Annotated in this window: 11 protein-coding genes (1 of these 11 cut by a window edge); all 11 read left to right on the forward strand. The window is 72.7% G+C overall.

The window, feature by feature from the left end:
• Positions 1-6,419: the end of an SDR family NAD(P)-dependent oxidoreductase gene (locus BUE29_RS21950; protein WP_073388686.1), read on the forward strand. Its footprint begins 15,427 nt before the window's first position; only the last 6,419 of its 21,846 coding nucleotides appear in the window; its start codon lies off the left edge, out of view; the stop codon is at positions 6,417-6,419.
• 3 nt (positions 6,420-6,422) lie between these two features.
• Positions 6,423-7,367 (forward strand): LnmK family bifunctional acyltransferase/decarboxylase, encoded by a 945-nt coding sequence (locus BUE29_RS08765; protein WP_200800107.1) that lies wholly within the window; start codon positions 6,423-6,425, stop codon positions 7,365-7,367.
• Complete coding sequence (locus BUE29_RS08770) at positions 7,364-7,606, forward strand: phosphopantetheine-binding protein (RefSeq protein WP_073388688.1); 243 nt, start codon at positions 7,364-7,366, stop codon at positions 7,604-7,606. Before BUE29_RS08765 ends, BUE29_RS08770 begins: the two co-directional genes overlap by 4 nt.
• Positions 7,603-8,859 carry a hydroxymethylglutaryl-CoA synthase family protein gene (locus BUE29_RS08775; protein ID WP_073388691.1) on the forward strand — a complete coding sequence of 419 codons (1,257 nt, stop codon included), beginning with the start codon at positions 7,603-7,605 and terminating at the stop codon, positions 8,857-8,859. Before BUE29_RS08770 ends, BUE29_RS08775 begins: the two co-directional genes overlap by 4 nt.
• Positions 8,860-8,912: 53 nt before the next feature.
• Positions 8,913-9,119, forward strand: coding sequence for a phosphopantetheine-binding protein (locus tag BUE29_RS08780; protein WP_200800108.1), 207 nt, complete (start codon positions 8,913-8,915; stop codon positions 9,117-9,119).
• Complete coding sequence (locus BUE29_RS08785; RefSeq protein ID WP_073388697.1) at positions 9,116-10,378, forward strand: beta-ketoacyl synthase N-terminal-like domain-containing protein; 1,263 nt, start codon at positions 9,116-9,118, stop codon at positions 10,376-10,378. Before BUE29_RS08780 ends, BUE29_RS08785 begins: the two co-directional genes overlap by 4 nt.
• 95 nt (positions 10,379-10,473) lie before the next feature.
• Entirely contained in the window at positions 10,474-11,886 is a 1,413-nt protein-coding gene (locus BUE29_RS08790) for an acyl-CoA carboxylase subunit beta (RefSeq protein WP_084180859.1), read from the forward strand.
• A gap of 37 nt (positions 11,887-11,923) precedes the next feature.
• The gene (locus tag BUE29_RS08795) at positions 11,924-13,033 is read left to right on the forward strand and encodes a flavin-containing monooxygenase (protein WP_073388703.1); all 1,110 of its coding nucleotides are present in this window, start codon (positions 11,924-11,926) and stop codon (positions 13,031-13,033) included.
• Positions 13,034-13,048: 15 nt separating this feature from the next.
• The gene (locus BUE29_RS08800) at positions 13,049-14,251 is read left to right on the forward strand and encodes a cytochrome P450 (protein ID WP_084180860.1); all 1,203 of its coding nucleotides are present in this window, start codon (positions 13,049-13,051) and stop codon (positions 14,249-14,251) included.
• Positions 14,252-14,290: 39 nt separating this feature from the next.
• A complete protein-coding gene (locus BUE29_RS08805; protein WP_073388706.1) occupies positions 14,291-15,214 on the forward strand; it encodes a DUF6039 family protein in 924 nt (307 codons plus the stop codon).
• A 45-nt stretch (positions 15,215-15,259) separates the two neighbouring features.
• Entirely contained in the window at positions 15,260-16,546 is a 1,287-nt protein-coding gene (locus BUE29_RS08810; RefSeq protein WP_084180861.1) for a cation:proton antiporter, read from the forward strand.
• Positions 16,547-16,562 lie beyond the last annotated feature (16 nt).

The following is a 16,562-nucleotide window of genomic DNA, read 5'->3' on the forward strand; positions in this document are numbered from 1 at the left end:
AGGTGGGCGAGCAGACCGACGCGTCCCGGAGCGCGGCGCCCGAACCGAACGCGGGGACCGACCCGACGGCGGTGCTGCGGGCCGTCGAGGACGAGGTGCGCTCCATCGCGGCCGGCTTCCTCATGGTCGAGCCCGAGCACGTCGACCTCGACGCCGACCTGATGGACACCGGTTTCGACTCCATCTCGCTCACCGAGCTGGTCAACGCGGTCAACGAGCGGCACGACCTGGAGCTGCTGCCCACCGTCTTGTTCGAAGCGGTCAGCCTCGGCGAGTTCGCGGCCCACCTGGTCGAGAACCACGAGGCCGCGTTCGCGGTCGAGGCGGACGCACCCGGCGGCGACGAGCCGGACACAACCGGCAGCGACGAGACGGACGCGACCGGCGGCGACGAGCCGGCCGCGTCCGCGGCGCCGGCCGGGGGCGAGCCGTCGCCGGCCGACGCGGACGAGACCAGTATCGCGGTGGTCGGCGTCGCCGCGATGCTGCCGGGCAGCGCCGACCTCGACGAGTTCTGGCGTCACCTCGCGGCCGGGGACGATCTGACCGGGCCGCCGCCCGCGGACCGTCGCGAGCTGCACGCCGACCCGGTCACCGCCGGCGTGCGGGGCGGCTTCCTCACCGCGAACGTCCGCGCCTTCGACGCGACCCTGTTCGGCGTCTCCCCGCGCGAGGCCGCGATGATGGACCCGCAGCAGCGGTTGTTCCTGCAGACCGTCTGGCGCCTGTTCGAGGACGCCGGACACGCGCCGGAGAGCTTCGCCGGGACGCGCACCGGGTTGTTCGTGGGCATGTCCGCCTGCGACTACGACGACCTGTTGCGCGAGCACGACGTCCCGATCGAGGCGCACACCGCGAGCGGCGTCGCCAACTGCATCCTCGCGAACCGCGTCTCGCACCACTTCGACCTGCGCGGCCCGAGCGAGGCGATCGACACCGCGTGCTCGAGTTCGCTGGTCGCCCTGCACCACGCGACCCAGGCGATCGGCAGCGGCGAGTGCACGCAGGCCGTCGTCGGCGGCGTCAACCTGCTGCTGACTCCCGGCCTGTTCGCCGCCTTCACGCAGTCGGGCATGCTCAGCGCCGACGGCCGGTGCCGGACCTTCGACGCCGCCGCCGACGGCTACGGCCGGGGCGAGGGAATCGGCGCCGTCCTGCTCAAGCCGCTCGCGGCCGCCCGCCGCGACGGTGACCACGTGTACGCGATCGTGCGGGCCAGCGCCGTCAACCACGGCGGTCACGCCGCGTCGCTCACCGCACCGAACCCGCAGGCGCAGGCCGAGGTCATCGTCGACGCCTACCGCCGTGCCGGGCTCGATCCGGCGACCATCAGCTACGTCGAGGCGCACGGCACCGGCACCTCGCTCGGCGACCCCATCGAGATCGACGGGCTGCGCCGTGCCTTCGCCGAGTTCGGCGTGACCGAGGGCGACGTCGCCCTCGGCACCGTCAAGGCCGTCGCCGGGCACCTCGAGTCCGCCGCGGGCATCGCCGGCGTCGTCAAGGTGCTGCTGTGCGCGGAGCACGGCCAGCTGCCGCCGGCGGCGAACTTCACGACCCCCAATCCCCATCTCCGGCTGGAGCGGTCGCCGTTCGCGGTCAACACCCGGCTGCGCGACTGGACGGGGGTCGAGGTCGACGGCCGCCGGGTGCGCCGCGCCGCGGTCAGCTCGTTCGGCTTCGGTGGGACGAACGCGCACGTGGTGCTCGACGCCGCGGCCGGCCGCGACGAGCGTCCGCTCGACGTCGCCGGGCCGTTCCTGCTCCCGCTGTCCGCGCCCACGCCCGCGGCGCTGACCGGCTACGCGAGCGTGCTCGCCGACGCTGTCGCCGACGCCGGTGCCGCACAGCTGCCCCGGATCGCCTACACGCTGCAGTGCGCTCGGGCCGAGCTGCGGCACCGCGGCTGCGTCCTCGCCGCGGACGTCGACGGCGCCGTGCGGTCGCTGCGCGCGCTCGCCGCGGGCGAGGACACCGACGGTGTGTGGACCGGTGCGGCGCGCCGCGACGCCGAGCAGCCGGCCGGCGACGACCTCGCCGACGTCGCCGCCGCGTGGGTCGGCGGCGCGGCGGTGGACTGGGCGGCCCGCTGGCCGAGCGGCACGCCGCGGGCCCGGGTCCCGAGCTTCGCCTTCGCCGACACCGAGTTCTGGTTCGACGACACCGCGCCCGCCGCGGCCGAGACGAGCAACAGCAAGCAGCCGCAGGACGCCGCGACCGCGACGGCGGCGGCTGCGACGACCACGCCGCCGGCCGCATCGGCCCCCGGCGTCACGGGACAGCCAGAGGAGGACGCCGTGTCCGATCCGGAGCCGGCGCGGCCCACCGCCACCGGGAAGATCACGCTCGCTCCCGCGCGTACGGCCGCGGCGACGGCACCCCCCGCCCCGGCGGCGCCCCGTGAGCCGGCGGCACCGACGACGGCCACGACCGAGGAGACGCCGACGCCTGCGACGACGGCGGGCGGCTCCAGCGCTACGACGATCCGTGAGCTGCTCGCGCACGTGCTGGGCACCGAGGCCGCCGACGTCGACGACGACGCGCCCTTCGGCGAGCTCGGCCTCGACTCGATCTTCCGCATGGAGCTCGTCAAGCGCATCAACGACGACTACGGCGTCGAGCTCAAGGCCGACGACCTCTACGACCACGACTCGGTCGGCGCGCTGTCGGCGCACGTCGACGAGCTCGCCGCCGACGCCCCCGCCCGGCCGTCCGCCGCCGAGACCGCCGCCGACGTCGCGGCCGACACCGACGTCGCGGCCGCCGCCGATACCGCCGCCGCCGATGTCGACGTCGCGACAGCCGCCGCCGACACCGACAACGCCGCTGACAACGCCGATACCGAGGCCGACACCGGGGCCGACACCCGGGCCGACACCCGGGCCGACATCGACACGATGCAGGCCCTCATCGACGAGGCGACGGAGGGCGGGTTCGACGGCACGGCCAGCTTCACCGACAACGGCTTCAGCAGCTTCGACATGCTGCGCGTCGTGAGCACCCTCGAGGGTCGCTTCGGCCCGTTGCCCAAGACGCTGCTCTTCGACCATCCGACGCTGCCCGACCTCGTCGACGAACTGCACGCCCGCTACGGCGACACGGTGTCGCACCGGCTCAACGGCGGCGGCGCGAACGGCCACGCCGGTCGCGAGCAGTCCGAACCGCCCGCGGCGCAGCCGGCGGGGCCGCTGCCCACCGCGCACGCCAAGCGGGACCTCGGCGGCGACGCCGAGATCGCGGCCGTCGTCGCGGCGCTCGACGAGCAGTGGGCGAAGGAGGGCGGGCTCGCCGGTCGCGACATCGCGCCGATCGTCCTGCTCGGAGCCGAGCGCAAGGGCTACTTCCACGTCGGCATCGGCACGAACGCGTTGCTGGCGTGGAGTTACGTGGGGCCCGAGGACTACTTCCGCGAGCTCGCGGCCCAGCTGCTGCGCTTCGCACGCGCGAACTCGCTGCGGCCGAACTTCCTGTCCCTGCTGCCGCTCGGCGAGGTCGGCGGGGAGCGGGTGACCTGCACGCCGTTCGGTGCCGTGCAGCGCCTCGACGATCTCGCCTCGTTCACGCTGGCGGGCAACAAGATGAGTCGGCTGCGCTACATGGTGCGCCGCTTCGCGCGGGGCGCCGACGTGCGCACCGAGGAGTACCGCCCCGGCAGCGACGCCGCGACCGACGAGCGGGTCGCGGACCTCGTCGACCGGTGGGCCGAGAACAAGGAGATGGTGAATCCCTACGTCGCCGTCGTGCGGGAGGAGATCCGCAACGGCAGCCTCCCGGAACGCCATCGGATGTTCCTGACGCACCGCGACGAGGAGCTGGCCAACGCGATCGTCCTCACCCGAATCGGCTCGGAGAACGGGTACCTGCTCGACGTCGAGTTCTACCCCACGGACGCGCCGCTGGGCGGCCTCGAGACGGCGCTCGTGCACGTCATCGAGCAGCTGGCCGGCGAGGGCGACACCATGTTCAGCTTCGGGGCCAGCTTCGGTGTCTCGATCGCCGCGACCGACAACCCCGCGCCCGAGATCGCCGACGGCCTCGCCGAGCTCCGCTCCGTCGGCGTCTTCGGGGAGGGCAACTTCAAGTTCAAGAACAAGTTCCGTCCCACGAACGTGCCGATCTACCTGTGCCAGCCGGCCGGGGACGAGCGGACGCCGCTCGCCGACGTCATCCTGCTGATCGCCGACCCGGACCTCGGCGCCGCCGCACCCGAGCCGGCCGCCGGCCCCGAGCCGGCCGCCGCATCCGAGCCGACCGCCGCACCCGCGCCGGCACCGGCCCGACACGCCGCAGGGCCGGCGGAGCAGGACGATGCCGCGCCGACCGCCCCCACGGACGACGCGGCCGCCGTCCTCGCCGCACACGGTTACAACCCCCTCGCGGTGGCGCACGACGACGTCGAGCTCGACCTCGGCACCGACTCGTGGGCCGAGCTCGACGGCCCCGCGATCCGCGCCCGCACCGCGCACCTCGCCTCCCTCGCCACCAGACGTGTGCCGGATCGCTGGGACTGGCTGCCGTTCCGCCACGTCGCGCTGACCGGCTCCGGTTCGTCGGCCACCGAGCTGCTGTGCCGCTCGCTGCGCACCCGCGGCCGCGTCCTGCACAACGCGGTCTTCCCGACCTGGGTCGCGCCCCTGGTCACCGGCGGCTTCGAACCGGTCGACATCGGCGCCGGTGACGAGCCTGGGTCGCTCGACGTGGGCCGGCTCGCGACCCTGCTCGACGAGGGCGACGTCGCCTTCGTGTGCCTGGAGCTCGCGGTGAACGCCGGCGGCGGGCGTCCCGTGACACCCGACGAGCTGACGGCCGTGCGCGGACTGGCCGACGACCACGACGTGCCGCTCGTGCTCGACGCGACCCGGGTGCTCGACAACGTCCTGGCGGTCGCGGAGGACACGACGCACGACCCCGACGACAGAACCGTGTGGGACGCCGTGCGGGACACGCTCGCCGCCGGCGACGTCGTGCTGCTGAGCCTGACGAAGAACTTCGGCGTCACGACCGGCGGCCTGCTCGCGACCGACGACGACGAGCTCGGCGCCGCGATCGCGGCCGACGCCCGAGCACGACGCCGCGACCTGTCCCTGACCGCGCGCAAGCTCGCCGCCGTGGCGCTCGCCGACACCGAGGGGGTCGTCGAGCTCGCCCGGGCCCGGCGCGCCGCGGCGCGCGCCCTGCACGAGCCGCTGCGCGCGGCGGGCCTGCCGGTGCTCGACACCGCAGGGCACTGCGTCGTCCTCGACACCACCCGGCTGCCCGCCTGCGACGGCTTCGACCACCCGCAGCTCGCCACGCTCGGCTGGATCCTCGGCCACAGCGGCGTGCGCGGCGCCCCGCACCTGTCCGACGCCGAGTCGATGCGCGGGGCCGTCCGCTTCGCCGTCCCGTTCGGGCTCGACGTCGACCGCGCCGCAGAGGCAGGCCACGCGATCGTCGCGGCGCTGTCACGCGCGGACGGCCCGGTCGACCTCGTCCGGGTGCAGGACGGCTCGGACGCGGCGAGCGCGGCGTTCCATCCGCGCGCCGCGGTTCCCGACGACGTCGCCGACGCGCTGGCCGAACCGACCGACCCGGCCGCGGCGGGCGACAACGCCGCCGTGCTCGTCGAGCACTGCCCGCAGGTCGAGCGCCGCGTCGTCGACGCCGCCGGCGGCAGGGTCGAGGTCTTCGTCGCCGGCGACGGCCCGACGCTGCTGCTGCTGCCGCCGTTCAACATCGGCGCGGGCGTCTTCGCCGAGCAGTTCGCCGGCCTGACCGACCGGTTCCGGCTCGTCGCGGTGCACCACCCGGGCGTCGGCGCCAGCACGGGGGTGGCCGACCTGACCTTCGACGGGCTGACGGCCATGCTGCGCGACGTCCTCGACGCCGTCGGCCCGACCGAGCCCGCGCATCTGGTGGGTGCGTCCTTCGGTGGCCTGCCCGTGCTGTCGTTCGCGCTGCGGTTCCCGGAGCGGACGGCGTCGATCACCCTGCTCGGCAGCTCGTTCAAGATCGGCAATCGCGTCGGGGAGGTCAACCGGCTGCAGGTCGTCGCCGACGAGGACTTCGACAACGTCGTCGCGGGCTCGCACTCCGAGCGCGTGCGTACGCACCGGGACCGCTGGCAGGAGCTGCTGCTGCGCTGCGAGTCCATGGACCCGCGGACCGGGCTGCGCTATCTCGACGTCTTCGCGGCGCGTCCCGACCTGCGCGAGCGGCTGCCCGAGATCACCGCGCCCGTCCTCGTCGTCCACGGCACGCACGACACGGTGATCCCGGTCAAGACGGCGCATCTGATCCACGGGCTGATCGAGGACGCCGACTACGTCGAGCTGACCGAGGCCGGACACTTCCCCGGCCTCACCGACCCGGCGCGCGTGAACGCTGCGATCACCGCCCTGGTGACCGAGCGGACGGCGTCACCCGAGACGGTGGGGTGAGCCGTGACCGTCCTGGCGGGGCGACCGCCCCTGGCCGCGTCCGGCACCGGCTGGCTCGAACGGACGCAGGTCGTCACCCCGGCGATGTGCGGGCACAACTCGCTGTTCGTCGGCCAGCTCGGCGACTGGACGTGGGACGCCGTCGGCGCGACGTGCGGGCTCGATCCGTACACGGCGGTCGACGACGCGGGCCGGCCCGCCTACCTGTCCTTCGCCTACTTCCGGGTCGCGTCGGCCACCGGGCTGACCACCGAGTCGATCGGCTTCGGTGACCGGTTGGCGGTGCGCTCCAAGGTGCTGACGTGCGGCCGGTCCTCCGTGCTCGCCCTGCACCAGGTGCAGCGCGAACCGACGACCGGGTCCGCACCCGCCCGGCTGGCGGACTTCTTCGCGCGCACCGCGCCGCACACCATCCACGCCGAGACCTTCAACCGGTGGATCTCCCGCTCGCGCGCGGACACGAACCACGACCTGCGCACCGCGGCGCCCGCCGGGTTCGACGGTGGCTCGCTCGACCCCGTGCCCGACGAGTTCAGTCCGCGGGTGCCGTACACGCAGGTGCGCCGACACGGCTCGTTCCGCTCCCCCGACGACCCGGCGGCGGACGTCCACGTCGCGCTGCAGTACCCGGTCGAGGCGAGCCGGGACCTCAACGGCGCCGGGCTGCTGTACTTCGCGTCCTACTTCTCGATCGTCGACTGGGCGATCGTGCGGCTGTGGCGCGAGGCCGGCCGGGACGCGAGTCGCTTCCTCGCCCGCGAGGTGCTCGACCGGCAGGTCTGCTTCCTCGGCAACGCCGACGCCGACGACGTCCTCGACGTCGCGGTGTCCTCGTCGGCCGACGGCGAGGACGAGGTCGTCGACGTCGTCCTGCGTCGCGCCGGCTCCGGCGCGGTGCTCGCCGCCGCACGCCAACGGATCCGCGACCACGAAGGAGGACCGGCATGACCGACGTTCGCGAGGTCGTGACGGCGACGGTACGGGAGATCCTGCCCGACGTCGGCGTCGACGAGATCCGCCCCGACCGCCACCTGCGCGATCTGGGCGCCGACTCGGTCGACCGCGTCGAGATCATCGGCGCGGTGCTGGACCGGCTGTCGCTCGACGAGCCGCTGTCCAGCTTCAGCGACCTGCCCGACATCGAGGCGATGGTCGACCTCCTCGAGCGGCTGCGGGCGACGGCGTGAACCCGCCCGCCGTGGGCATCGAGGCCCTCGACGTCTACTGCGGCATCGCACGCATCGGGGTCGCCGAGCTGTTCGCCGGGCGTGGCCTGGACACAGACCGGCAGCAGAACCTGATGATGACCGAGAAGTCGGTCGGCCTGCCGTGCGAGGACCCGGTGACCAACGCCGTGAACGCGGCCCGGCCGCTGGTCGACGCGCTCGCTCCCGAGGAGCGTGACCGCATCGAGGTCCTGGTGACCTCGACCGAGTCCGGTGTCGACTTCAGCAAGTCGCTCGCGTCCTACGTGCACGAGCACCTGGGCCTGTCGCGGCGGTGCCGGCTCGTCGAGGTCAAGCAGGCCTGCTACGGCGCGACCGCGGCGGTGCAGCTGGCGACGGGCTATCTCGCCTCCGGGATCTCGCCGGACGCGAAGATCCTCGTCGTCGCGACGGACGTGCCGCTGGTCGACGAGCACGCCGAGTACACCGAGCCGGCCATGGGCTTCGGCGCGGCAGCGGTCCTGCTCGGGACGCGCCCGAGGATCCTGACGATGGATCTCGGCGCGTTCGGCACCCACAGCTACGAGACGTTGGACTCCGCTCGACCGGGTCCGACCTTCGACATCGCCGACTCGGACCGCTCGCTGTTCGCGTATCTCGACTGCCTGGCGAACTCGTTCCGGGGCTACCGCGACCGCGTCGAGGGTGCCGACTTCGCCGCGACGTTCGACTACCTCGCGATGCACACGCCGTTCGCCGGCATGGTCCGGGCGGCGCACCGCAAGATGATGCGCGACTTCGCCCGGGACGCCGACCAGGAGGAGGACTTCGAGCGGCGTCTGGCGCCGGCACTGCGCTACCCGAGCCGGGTCGGCAACCTCTGCTCGGGCTCGGTCTATCTCGCGCTGGCGAGCGTCATCGACAACGCCGCGGTCGACGACGGCGCGCGCGTCGGCCTCTACTCCTACGGATCGGGCTGCTCGTCGGAGTTCTTCAGCGGCGTCGTCGACGGCACGTCGCGCACGACGCTCGCCGCGCAGGGGATCGGCGCGGCGCTCGACGCCCGCGTCGAGGTGCCGTTCGACGACTACGTCGACCTGCTGGCCCGGAGCAGGGACTGCCTCGTGCCGGAGCGCGATCGCAGCGTCGATCCGGACGAGTACGCCCGCTGGTACGACGCCCGCGGCGCGACCCGCGACCTGCTGGTGTGGACGGGCACCAAGGACTACCACCGCACGTACGACTGGATCACGTCACGAGGAGCCACGACATGACTGCCGGAACCACGACACCAGACAGGGCACGGGTCTTCGAGGTGGTCCGCGAGGTGACCGCCAAGGTGCTGCCGGACGTGGACACGTCGGGCATGACCATCGACGGGACCCTGAGCGACCTCGGCGCCAACAGCATCGACCGCGCCGACATCGCGACCATGGCGATGATGGAGCTCGGCGTGAAGGTGCCGGCCAGGGAGTTCGCGGGCGTCAAGGACATCGGCACGCTCGTCGACGTGCTGCTGGCGCAATTGCCATGACCGCGCCGGGCGTCGTCACCGGAGTGGGTGCGGTCTGCTCGGTCGCGGGCGACGTCGCCGCCTTCGAGAAGGCGTTACGGGCCGGTACGTCGGGCTTTCGTGCCGTGTCGGACGACACCGCCGAGGACGGCGTGCGGCTGCTCGCGCCACTGGCCGACTTCGACTTCGAGACGGCGCTCGAGAACACCGCGACGCTCTCGCCCGAACGGCGCGACGCCGTGCGCCGCGTCGGGCTGCGCGCACCGCTCCCGGTCCAGGCGACGCTCTCGGCCTGCGCGCAGGCCTGGGCCGACGCCGGCCTGGACGCGGTCCCGACGCGGCCGGACCGCGTCGCGATCCTCGTCGGCGGCAGCAACCTCACGCAGCGCTACGTGTCGGACAACCGCGAGGTGTACGAGGAGGAGCCCGCGTACCTGCCCGCGCGGTACGCGCTGCGGGCCCAGGACACCGACTTCGTCGCCGCGATCAGCGAGGCGTTCCACGTCCTCGGTGAGGGGTACACGGTGGGGGCGTCCTCCTCCAGCGGGAACGCGGCGGTGATCCTGGCGTCCCGGCTGCTCGCCGTCGGCGCCGCGGACGTGTGCCTCGCCGTCGGCCCGATGACCCAGTTCGAGCCGGCGATGCTCGCCGCGCTGGACAAGCTCGGCGTGCTCGCCGAGGCCGACGGCGAGCCCGGTGAGCAGGACGTCGGCCCGCGCCCCTTCGACCGGCGCCGCGACGGTTTCGTGCCCGGCGAGGGGGCCGGCTGCGTGATCCTCGAGTCCCCGCGCTCGGCCCGCATGCGCGGCGTCGACACGATCGTCGAGCTCGGTGGCGTGGCGCAGGCGATGGACGGCACGACTTTGCCCGACCCCAACGTGCACGGCGAGGCCCGGGCGATGGCCAAGGCGCTCGACGAGGCCGGCATCCCCGTCGACCGCGTCGACTACGTGAACGCGCACGCGACGGCCACACCCGCCGGCGACGACACCGAGGCCGAGGCCGTCCGCAGCCTGTTGCGGGCCGGCCGGCCGTGGGTCAACGCGACCAAGGGCCTGATCGGCCACTGCCTGAGCGCGGCCGGCGTCATCGAGGCGGTCGCGACGGTGATCCAGATGCGGCACGGGTTCGTGCACCCGAATCCCGCGCTGGATCGCCCGATCGACCGCTCGCTGCGGCTGGTCGGGGCCGAGGCGGTGACCGCCGAGCTGCACTGCGCGTTGAGCAACAGCTTCGGCTTCGGCGGCTTCAACAGCAGCATCGTGCTCCTCCGCGACTGACGCCGCGAGCGGCGCCGACCGCGGAGGGGACGCGCTGTATTGAGCAGACCCCCGCCACGGGGCTTGCTTGGCTCGGATCGGACGGGACCGAGGACATGACCACTCAACTGGAACCAGCCAGGCCCGGGGACACCCCCCGCGCCGTGAGCGCCGTGTGCGCGGAACGCTTCGATGCGCTCTTCGACACGTGGCGGGCGATCGACCGGGGCGAGGGTGTCGACGTCGCCAGGGGCGCGGTGGCGGGCGTGGACACCGTCGCTTTCGCGACCGACCCGGGCACACAGGGCGGCGCGCTCGGCGCGGACGGCTGTCGCGCCATCGTGGCGGCGACGGAACTCGCTGTCGCGCAAGGGATTCCGGTCGTCGGCATCTGGCGATCCGGGGGCGCCCGGCTTGGGGAGGGCGTCGACTCGCTCGACGGCATGGCGCGGGTGTTCGCCGTCAAGAGCACCGCCAGCGGCCGGGTCCTGCAGCTGTCGCTCGTCGTCGGCCCCTCGGCCGGCGGCGCGGCCTACGGCCCGGCCCTCACCGACGTCGTCGTCATGGGCCCCGAGGGCAGGATCTTCGTCACCGGCCCCGACGTGGTGCGCAACGCCACCGGTGAGGACGTCGACATGGAGCGTCTCGGCGGTCCGGACACGCAGGGGCGCAGCGGTGTCGCGCACGTGGTGTGCGAGACCGACGACGAGGCGGTCCGACGGTCCCGCGCGATCATCGAGCTCACCTCGCGGTTGGGCTCGGCGCACGACGACGACGAGGAGCGCGACGACCCGGGCGAGTTGCTGCCCGGATCGGGGCGCCGGGCCTACGACGTCGTGCCGATCGTGCGGGCGCTGCTCGACGGTGGCGAGTACCTCGAGTTCCAGGCGGGCTGGGCGCGCAACGTCACCACCGGGCTGGGTCGGCTCGGCGGGCGCACCGTGGGCGTGGTCGCGACCAATCCGTTGCACCTGGCGGGCTGCCTGGACGCGTCGAGCGGCGACAAGTCCGGGCGCTTCGTGCAGTGGTGCGACGCCCTGGGCATCGCCCTGGTGTTCCTGGTCGACGTCCCGGGCTACCTCCCCGGCCTCGGCCAGGAGGAGGCAGGCGTCGTCCGCCGCGGCGCGAAGCTGTTGCACGCCTACGCCACGGCATCGGTGCCCCGCCTCACCGTCGTCCTGCGCAAGGCCTTCGGCGGCGCCTACATCGCGATGGGCAGTCGTGGCCTCGGCGCCGACCACGTCCTCGCCTGGCCGGAGGCCCGGATCGGGGTCATGGGCGCGGAGGCCGCCGTCGAGATCCTGCACCGCCGCGAGCTCGTGGCGATCGCGGACGAGCAGGACCGTGCGAACCGCCTCGCCGAGCTGGCCGACGACTACCTCACCGGTGTGGGCGGCCTCGAGCGTGCGCTCGAGACCGGTGTCGTGGACGCCGTCGTCGCGCCGGCGGCGACCCGCCGGCACCTGATCGCCGCGCTGCGCGACAGCGGCGCCCCCCACGGCAGCGACCGACCCAATCCGCCCCTGTGACAGCGACGAGCGCAACCGAGGACGAGGAGTCACGCCCATGACCGAACACATCGAGGTCGCCATCGTCGGCGGCGGACAGAGCGGCCTCGTGGCCGGCTACTACCTCCAGCGCGCCGACATCCCGTACGTGATCCTCGATGCCGGTCCCGAGGCCGGTCACTCGTGGCGGCGCCGGTGGGACTCCCTGGAGCTGTTCACGATCGCCCGGTACTGCGAGCTGCCCGGGATGCGGTTCCCCGGTGGGTGGAACCGCTTCCCCGACAAGGACGAGCTCGCCGACTACCTGGAGATGTACCACCGAACATTCCGCCAGCCGGTCCGCTGGAACACCGCGGTCACCATGGTCGACCGAGCGGCCGACGGCGGCTACGTCCTGCACACGAGCGCGGGTGACATCACCGCCACGCAGGTCGTCCTCGCCACCGGGGCCTACCGGAACACGTTCACGCCGTCGATCGCCGCGGGCCTGTCCGACGACGTCGTGCAGGTCCACACCGGCGACTACCGCAATCCGTCGACGATCCCGGGCGGGCGGGTCGTCGTCGTCGGTGCGGCCAATTCCGGCGCGCAGATCGCCGTCGACCTGCACGAGACGCACGACGTGCTGCTGTCGCAGGGATCGCCCATCCCGCACGGCCCCCGCAAGTTCCTCGGCATCGGCCTGCACTGGTGGGGCGACAAGCTCGGCATCATCGCCAAGCCGCTGCTCGGCGAGCGCGACCGCATCCACAAGAAGACGATCCTCGTCGGCAAGAGCCTGCAGAAGATCGCCAAGGAGACCGGCGTGCAGCTGCGCGACCGCACGGTCGCGTGCGAGGGCAGGACCGTCACCTTCGAGGACGGCACGTCGGCGGAGGTCGACGCGGTGGTCTGGGCGACGGGCTTCCGGCCCGACTACACGAAGTGGGTGTCCCTCCCGATCTTCGGTGAGGACGGCTTCCCCCGGCACGTCCGGGGGGTCGTCGACGAGGCTCCGGGCCTCTACTTCCTCGGCATGCAGTGCCAGTACACCTACGGCTCGGGGCTCATCTGGTGGGTGAAAGAGGACGCCGAGTACCTCGTCGACAAGATCCGCGGGTACGAGCCGACGGCGCCGGACCCCTCGGCTCCCCTGCCCACAGTTGAGCAGACGGCAGCGACCGGCTGACCGCAGGATCTGATCATGAGCTCGAGCACCGCGCCGACCTCCGAGCTGACGTACCCGATGGCCCGGGAGACCGTCCTCGACCCGCCGCCGACGTACGCGTCACTGCGCGCCGAACACCCGATCACGAGGGTGCGGCTCGACTTCGACGACAGCGAGGTCTGGCTGGTCACGAGGTACGAGGACGCGAAGACGATCCTCACCGACACCCGGTTCAGCTCGGACTTCCAGACGCCCGGCTTCCCCGCCCGGCTCACGTCGCAGCCGCCCGGCCCCGGGACGTTCATCCGCATGGACCCGCCGGACCAGCAGCGGTTGCGCCACCTGCTGCACCCGGAGCTGTCACGCAAGCGGGTGGACGAGCTGCGCCCCACGGTCGAGGGGTTCGTCGCCGAGCTGCTCGACCGCATGATCGAGAAGGGGCCACCGGCCGACCTGATCGCGGACTTCGCGCTGCCGCTGCCGTCCCAGGTCATCACGACGCTGCTCGGCGTCCCGTACGAGGACCGCGAGTTCTTCCACGACACGACGCGCGTGATGGGCGAGCAGACGACGCCGCCCGAGGAACGGCTGCGCGTCCGCAACCAGCTCAAGGAGTACCTCGACGACCTCGTCGCGGCCAAGGACGCCGAACCCGGTGACGACCTGCTCAGCCGGATGTGCGAGCGCCGGGTCGAGGCCGACGTCAGCATCGAGGAGGTCGTCGGCATCGCGACGCTGCTCATGGTCGCCGGGTACGAGACCGTCGCGAACCAGATCGGTGTGGGCACCGTCGCGCTGCTGCAGAACCCGGACCAGCTCGCGGACCTCAAGGCGCATCCGGACAAGATCCGTGGTGCCGCGGACGAGATCGTGCGGCACCAGACGGTGACCGACTACGGCGCCCGCCGGGCCGCCACCGCCGACATCGAGGTGGGCGGCACCACGATCCGCAAGGGCGACGGCGTGCTGGTCGTGTTGTCGTCGGCGAACCGCGACGAGTCGGTCTTCACCGATCCCGACGAGCTCGACATCAACCGCAAGACCCAGGACCACCTCGCCTTCGGCTGGGGCCCGCACCAGTGCGTCGGGCACCTGCTGGCGCGCGTCCAGCTCGAGTGCGCATGGGCTGCCCTGTTCGAGCGGCTGCCCGACCTGCGTCTCGACGTCCCGCTCGACGAGGTCCCGTTCCGCTTCGACATGTTCGTCTACGGCGTTCGCGGGCTGCCCGTCACCTGGTGACGGCGGCACCACACCAACAAGAGATGAGGAAACGGTCAGATGAGTGATGCCACCACCACGTTCGCGATCCCGCCGGCCCAGGACCAGACCTCGGTCGCCGACGAGGACCTGCTCACGTCGGCCAACGCCGGCGTCGTCGTCGAGCGCACCGCCCAGCTGAAGAACGGATTTCACGCGGAAGGGCGCCAATTCGCCCGCGGCCTCGCCGAGCTGATCAACACGAAGATGCAGGGCACCGCCACGGTCTTCGTGTACGAGGAGACGTTCGGCATCAAGGACAAGATGCACTTCTTCATCCACCTGAGCTCGCTCGCCGCGTACGAGGTCATGGTGGCGATGGGCAGCAAGGACGACGAGTACCGCGCGCAGCTCAGTCCGGCCGAGCAGGAGAAGGCGGCCAGCTGGGACAAGATCTTCGTCGACGGCGGCCTGCAGGAGACCGTCCTGCTGCCGCAGTTCTGGGGGATGTACGGCACCAAGGTCGACGGCGAGAAGGAACGCGACTCCGACGTCTACAAGGACGAGAAGCCGGTCGTCGGAATCCCCGGCGCGCGCGAGCAGGTCGCCCTGCCGATCGAGCAGATCCTGCACTCGGGCAACTCCGGCATCGTCATGCACCGCACCGCACAGCTCGAGTACGACTACCGCTCGGAGGGGCGACAGTTCGCGCGCGAGGTCGCCGAGTCGATCAACGAGAACCTGCCCGGCGAGGCCACCGTGTTCGTCTACGAGGAGGCCTTCGGCACCGCGGACCGGCTGCACTGGCTGATCCACCTGAAGTCGATCACGTCCTACTACCGCTTGCTCGAACTGCACGTCCGCAACGAGCAGGTGCGCGAGCTGTACTTCCAGGAGAAGATCGCGCCGGAACGGGGCGGTGGCACCTGGGCCAAGATGTTCGTCCCCGGGAGCATGGTCGACGTCGCGCTGACGCCCCAGCACTGGGGCATGTACGCCACCTGATCACGGTCGCAACGGCGTACCCCCGAGACTCCCGGAGGAACCGACGTGTCGTCCGCTGCCTTCGCGGTGGTCGCCGAGCTCGCCTGCGTGTTCGTCGTCGCCACCGCGCTGGGGTGGCTGTGCCGGCGCCTCGTGGGCATCCCCGTCCTCGGTGAGCTCGTCGGCGGAGCGCTGCTCGGCCCCACGCTCGTCGGCGACCGCGATCCGGCGGTCGTCCGCTGGTTCAGCGGCGCGCACGCCGGCCCGACCAGTGTCTTCGCGCTCGTCGGCACGCTCGCGGCGACGCTGCTGGTGGGGGTCACCGCGCTCGAGCTGAACCTGCGTGCGGTGCGGCGCGACCGGCACGCGGTCGTCCGCATCGCGGTCGCGGCGCTCGCCGTCCCGGGCCTGCTGGGGATCGTGGCGGCGCTCGCGCTGCCCGCCGCGGTCCGCGGGCACCCGTCGCACGAGGCCGGGTTCGTCGTCTTCGTCGGCGTCGCGCTGGGGGTCAGCGCGCTCCCGGTGGCCGCGATCACGCTCAAGCAGCTCGGACTGTTCCGGCGGCGGATCGGGCGGTTGATCCTGTCGGCGGCCGCCATCGACGACGTCGTCGGGTGGTTGCTGCTGGCCGTGTTGACCGCGGTCGTGGCGCGCGCGGGCGCCACCGCGTTGCCGGTGACCCTGCTGGGGGTCGTCGTGCTGATCCTCGTCCCGGTGATCGGGCGTCGGCCGACGACCGCGCTGCTGGCCCGGGTCGTGGAGCGGCCCCCGGGATGGTCCATCCTGGTCGCGCTCGTCGCCATCGCCGTCCCGGCGCTGATCGCCAAGTACAGCGGCGTCGAGCTGCCGATCGGGGCGATGGCCGGTGGCGTCCTGCTCAGCCTGTGCCCGGACCTGCCGGCGCCGGCGCGGCGGTTGCTGGCCCGCGTCGCGACCGGGATCTGCGGTCCGCTGTTCCTGGGCATCGCCGGCATGCATCTCGACGCCCGGGTGTTCCGGGAGCCCGTCGTGCTCGTGAGCGGCGTCGTCCTGCTACTGCTCGCCGGGGCCGGCAAGGTCGTGGGCGGTTACGTCGGGGCACGGAGCGCGGGTGTCAACCGGCGTACCGCGTTGGCCACCGGCGCGGGTCTGAACGCCCGCGGCATGGTCGAGATCCTGATCGCGTCGATCGGGCTCAAGGCCGGCCTGCTGACCGAGGCGATGTACTCCATCCTCGTGGGCATCGCCGTCCTGACGTCCGTCATCACGCCGATCCTGCTGCGGCTGATCCTGCCGGACGAGGTCGTCGTGCAGACGACGGACGTCGAGCCGGAACCTCGGGCCGACGCCGGGTCGGTTACGCACGCCGGGTGACTCCATCGGGCAGGAT

The organism is Jatrophihabitans endophyticus (assembly GCF_900129455.1).
GTDB classification, from domain to species: Bacteria; Actinomycetota; Actinomycetes; order Mycobacteriales; family Jatrophihabitantaceae; genus Jatrophihabitans; species Jatrophihabitans endophyticus.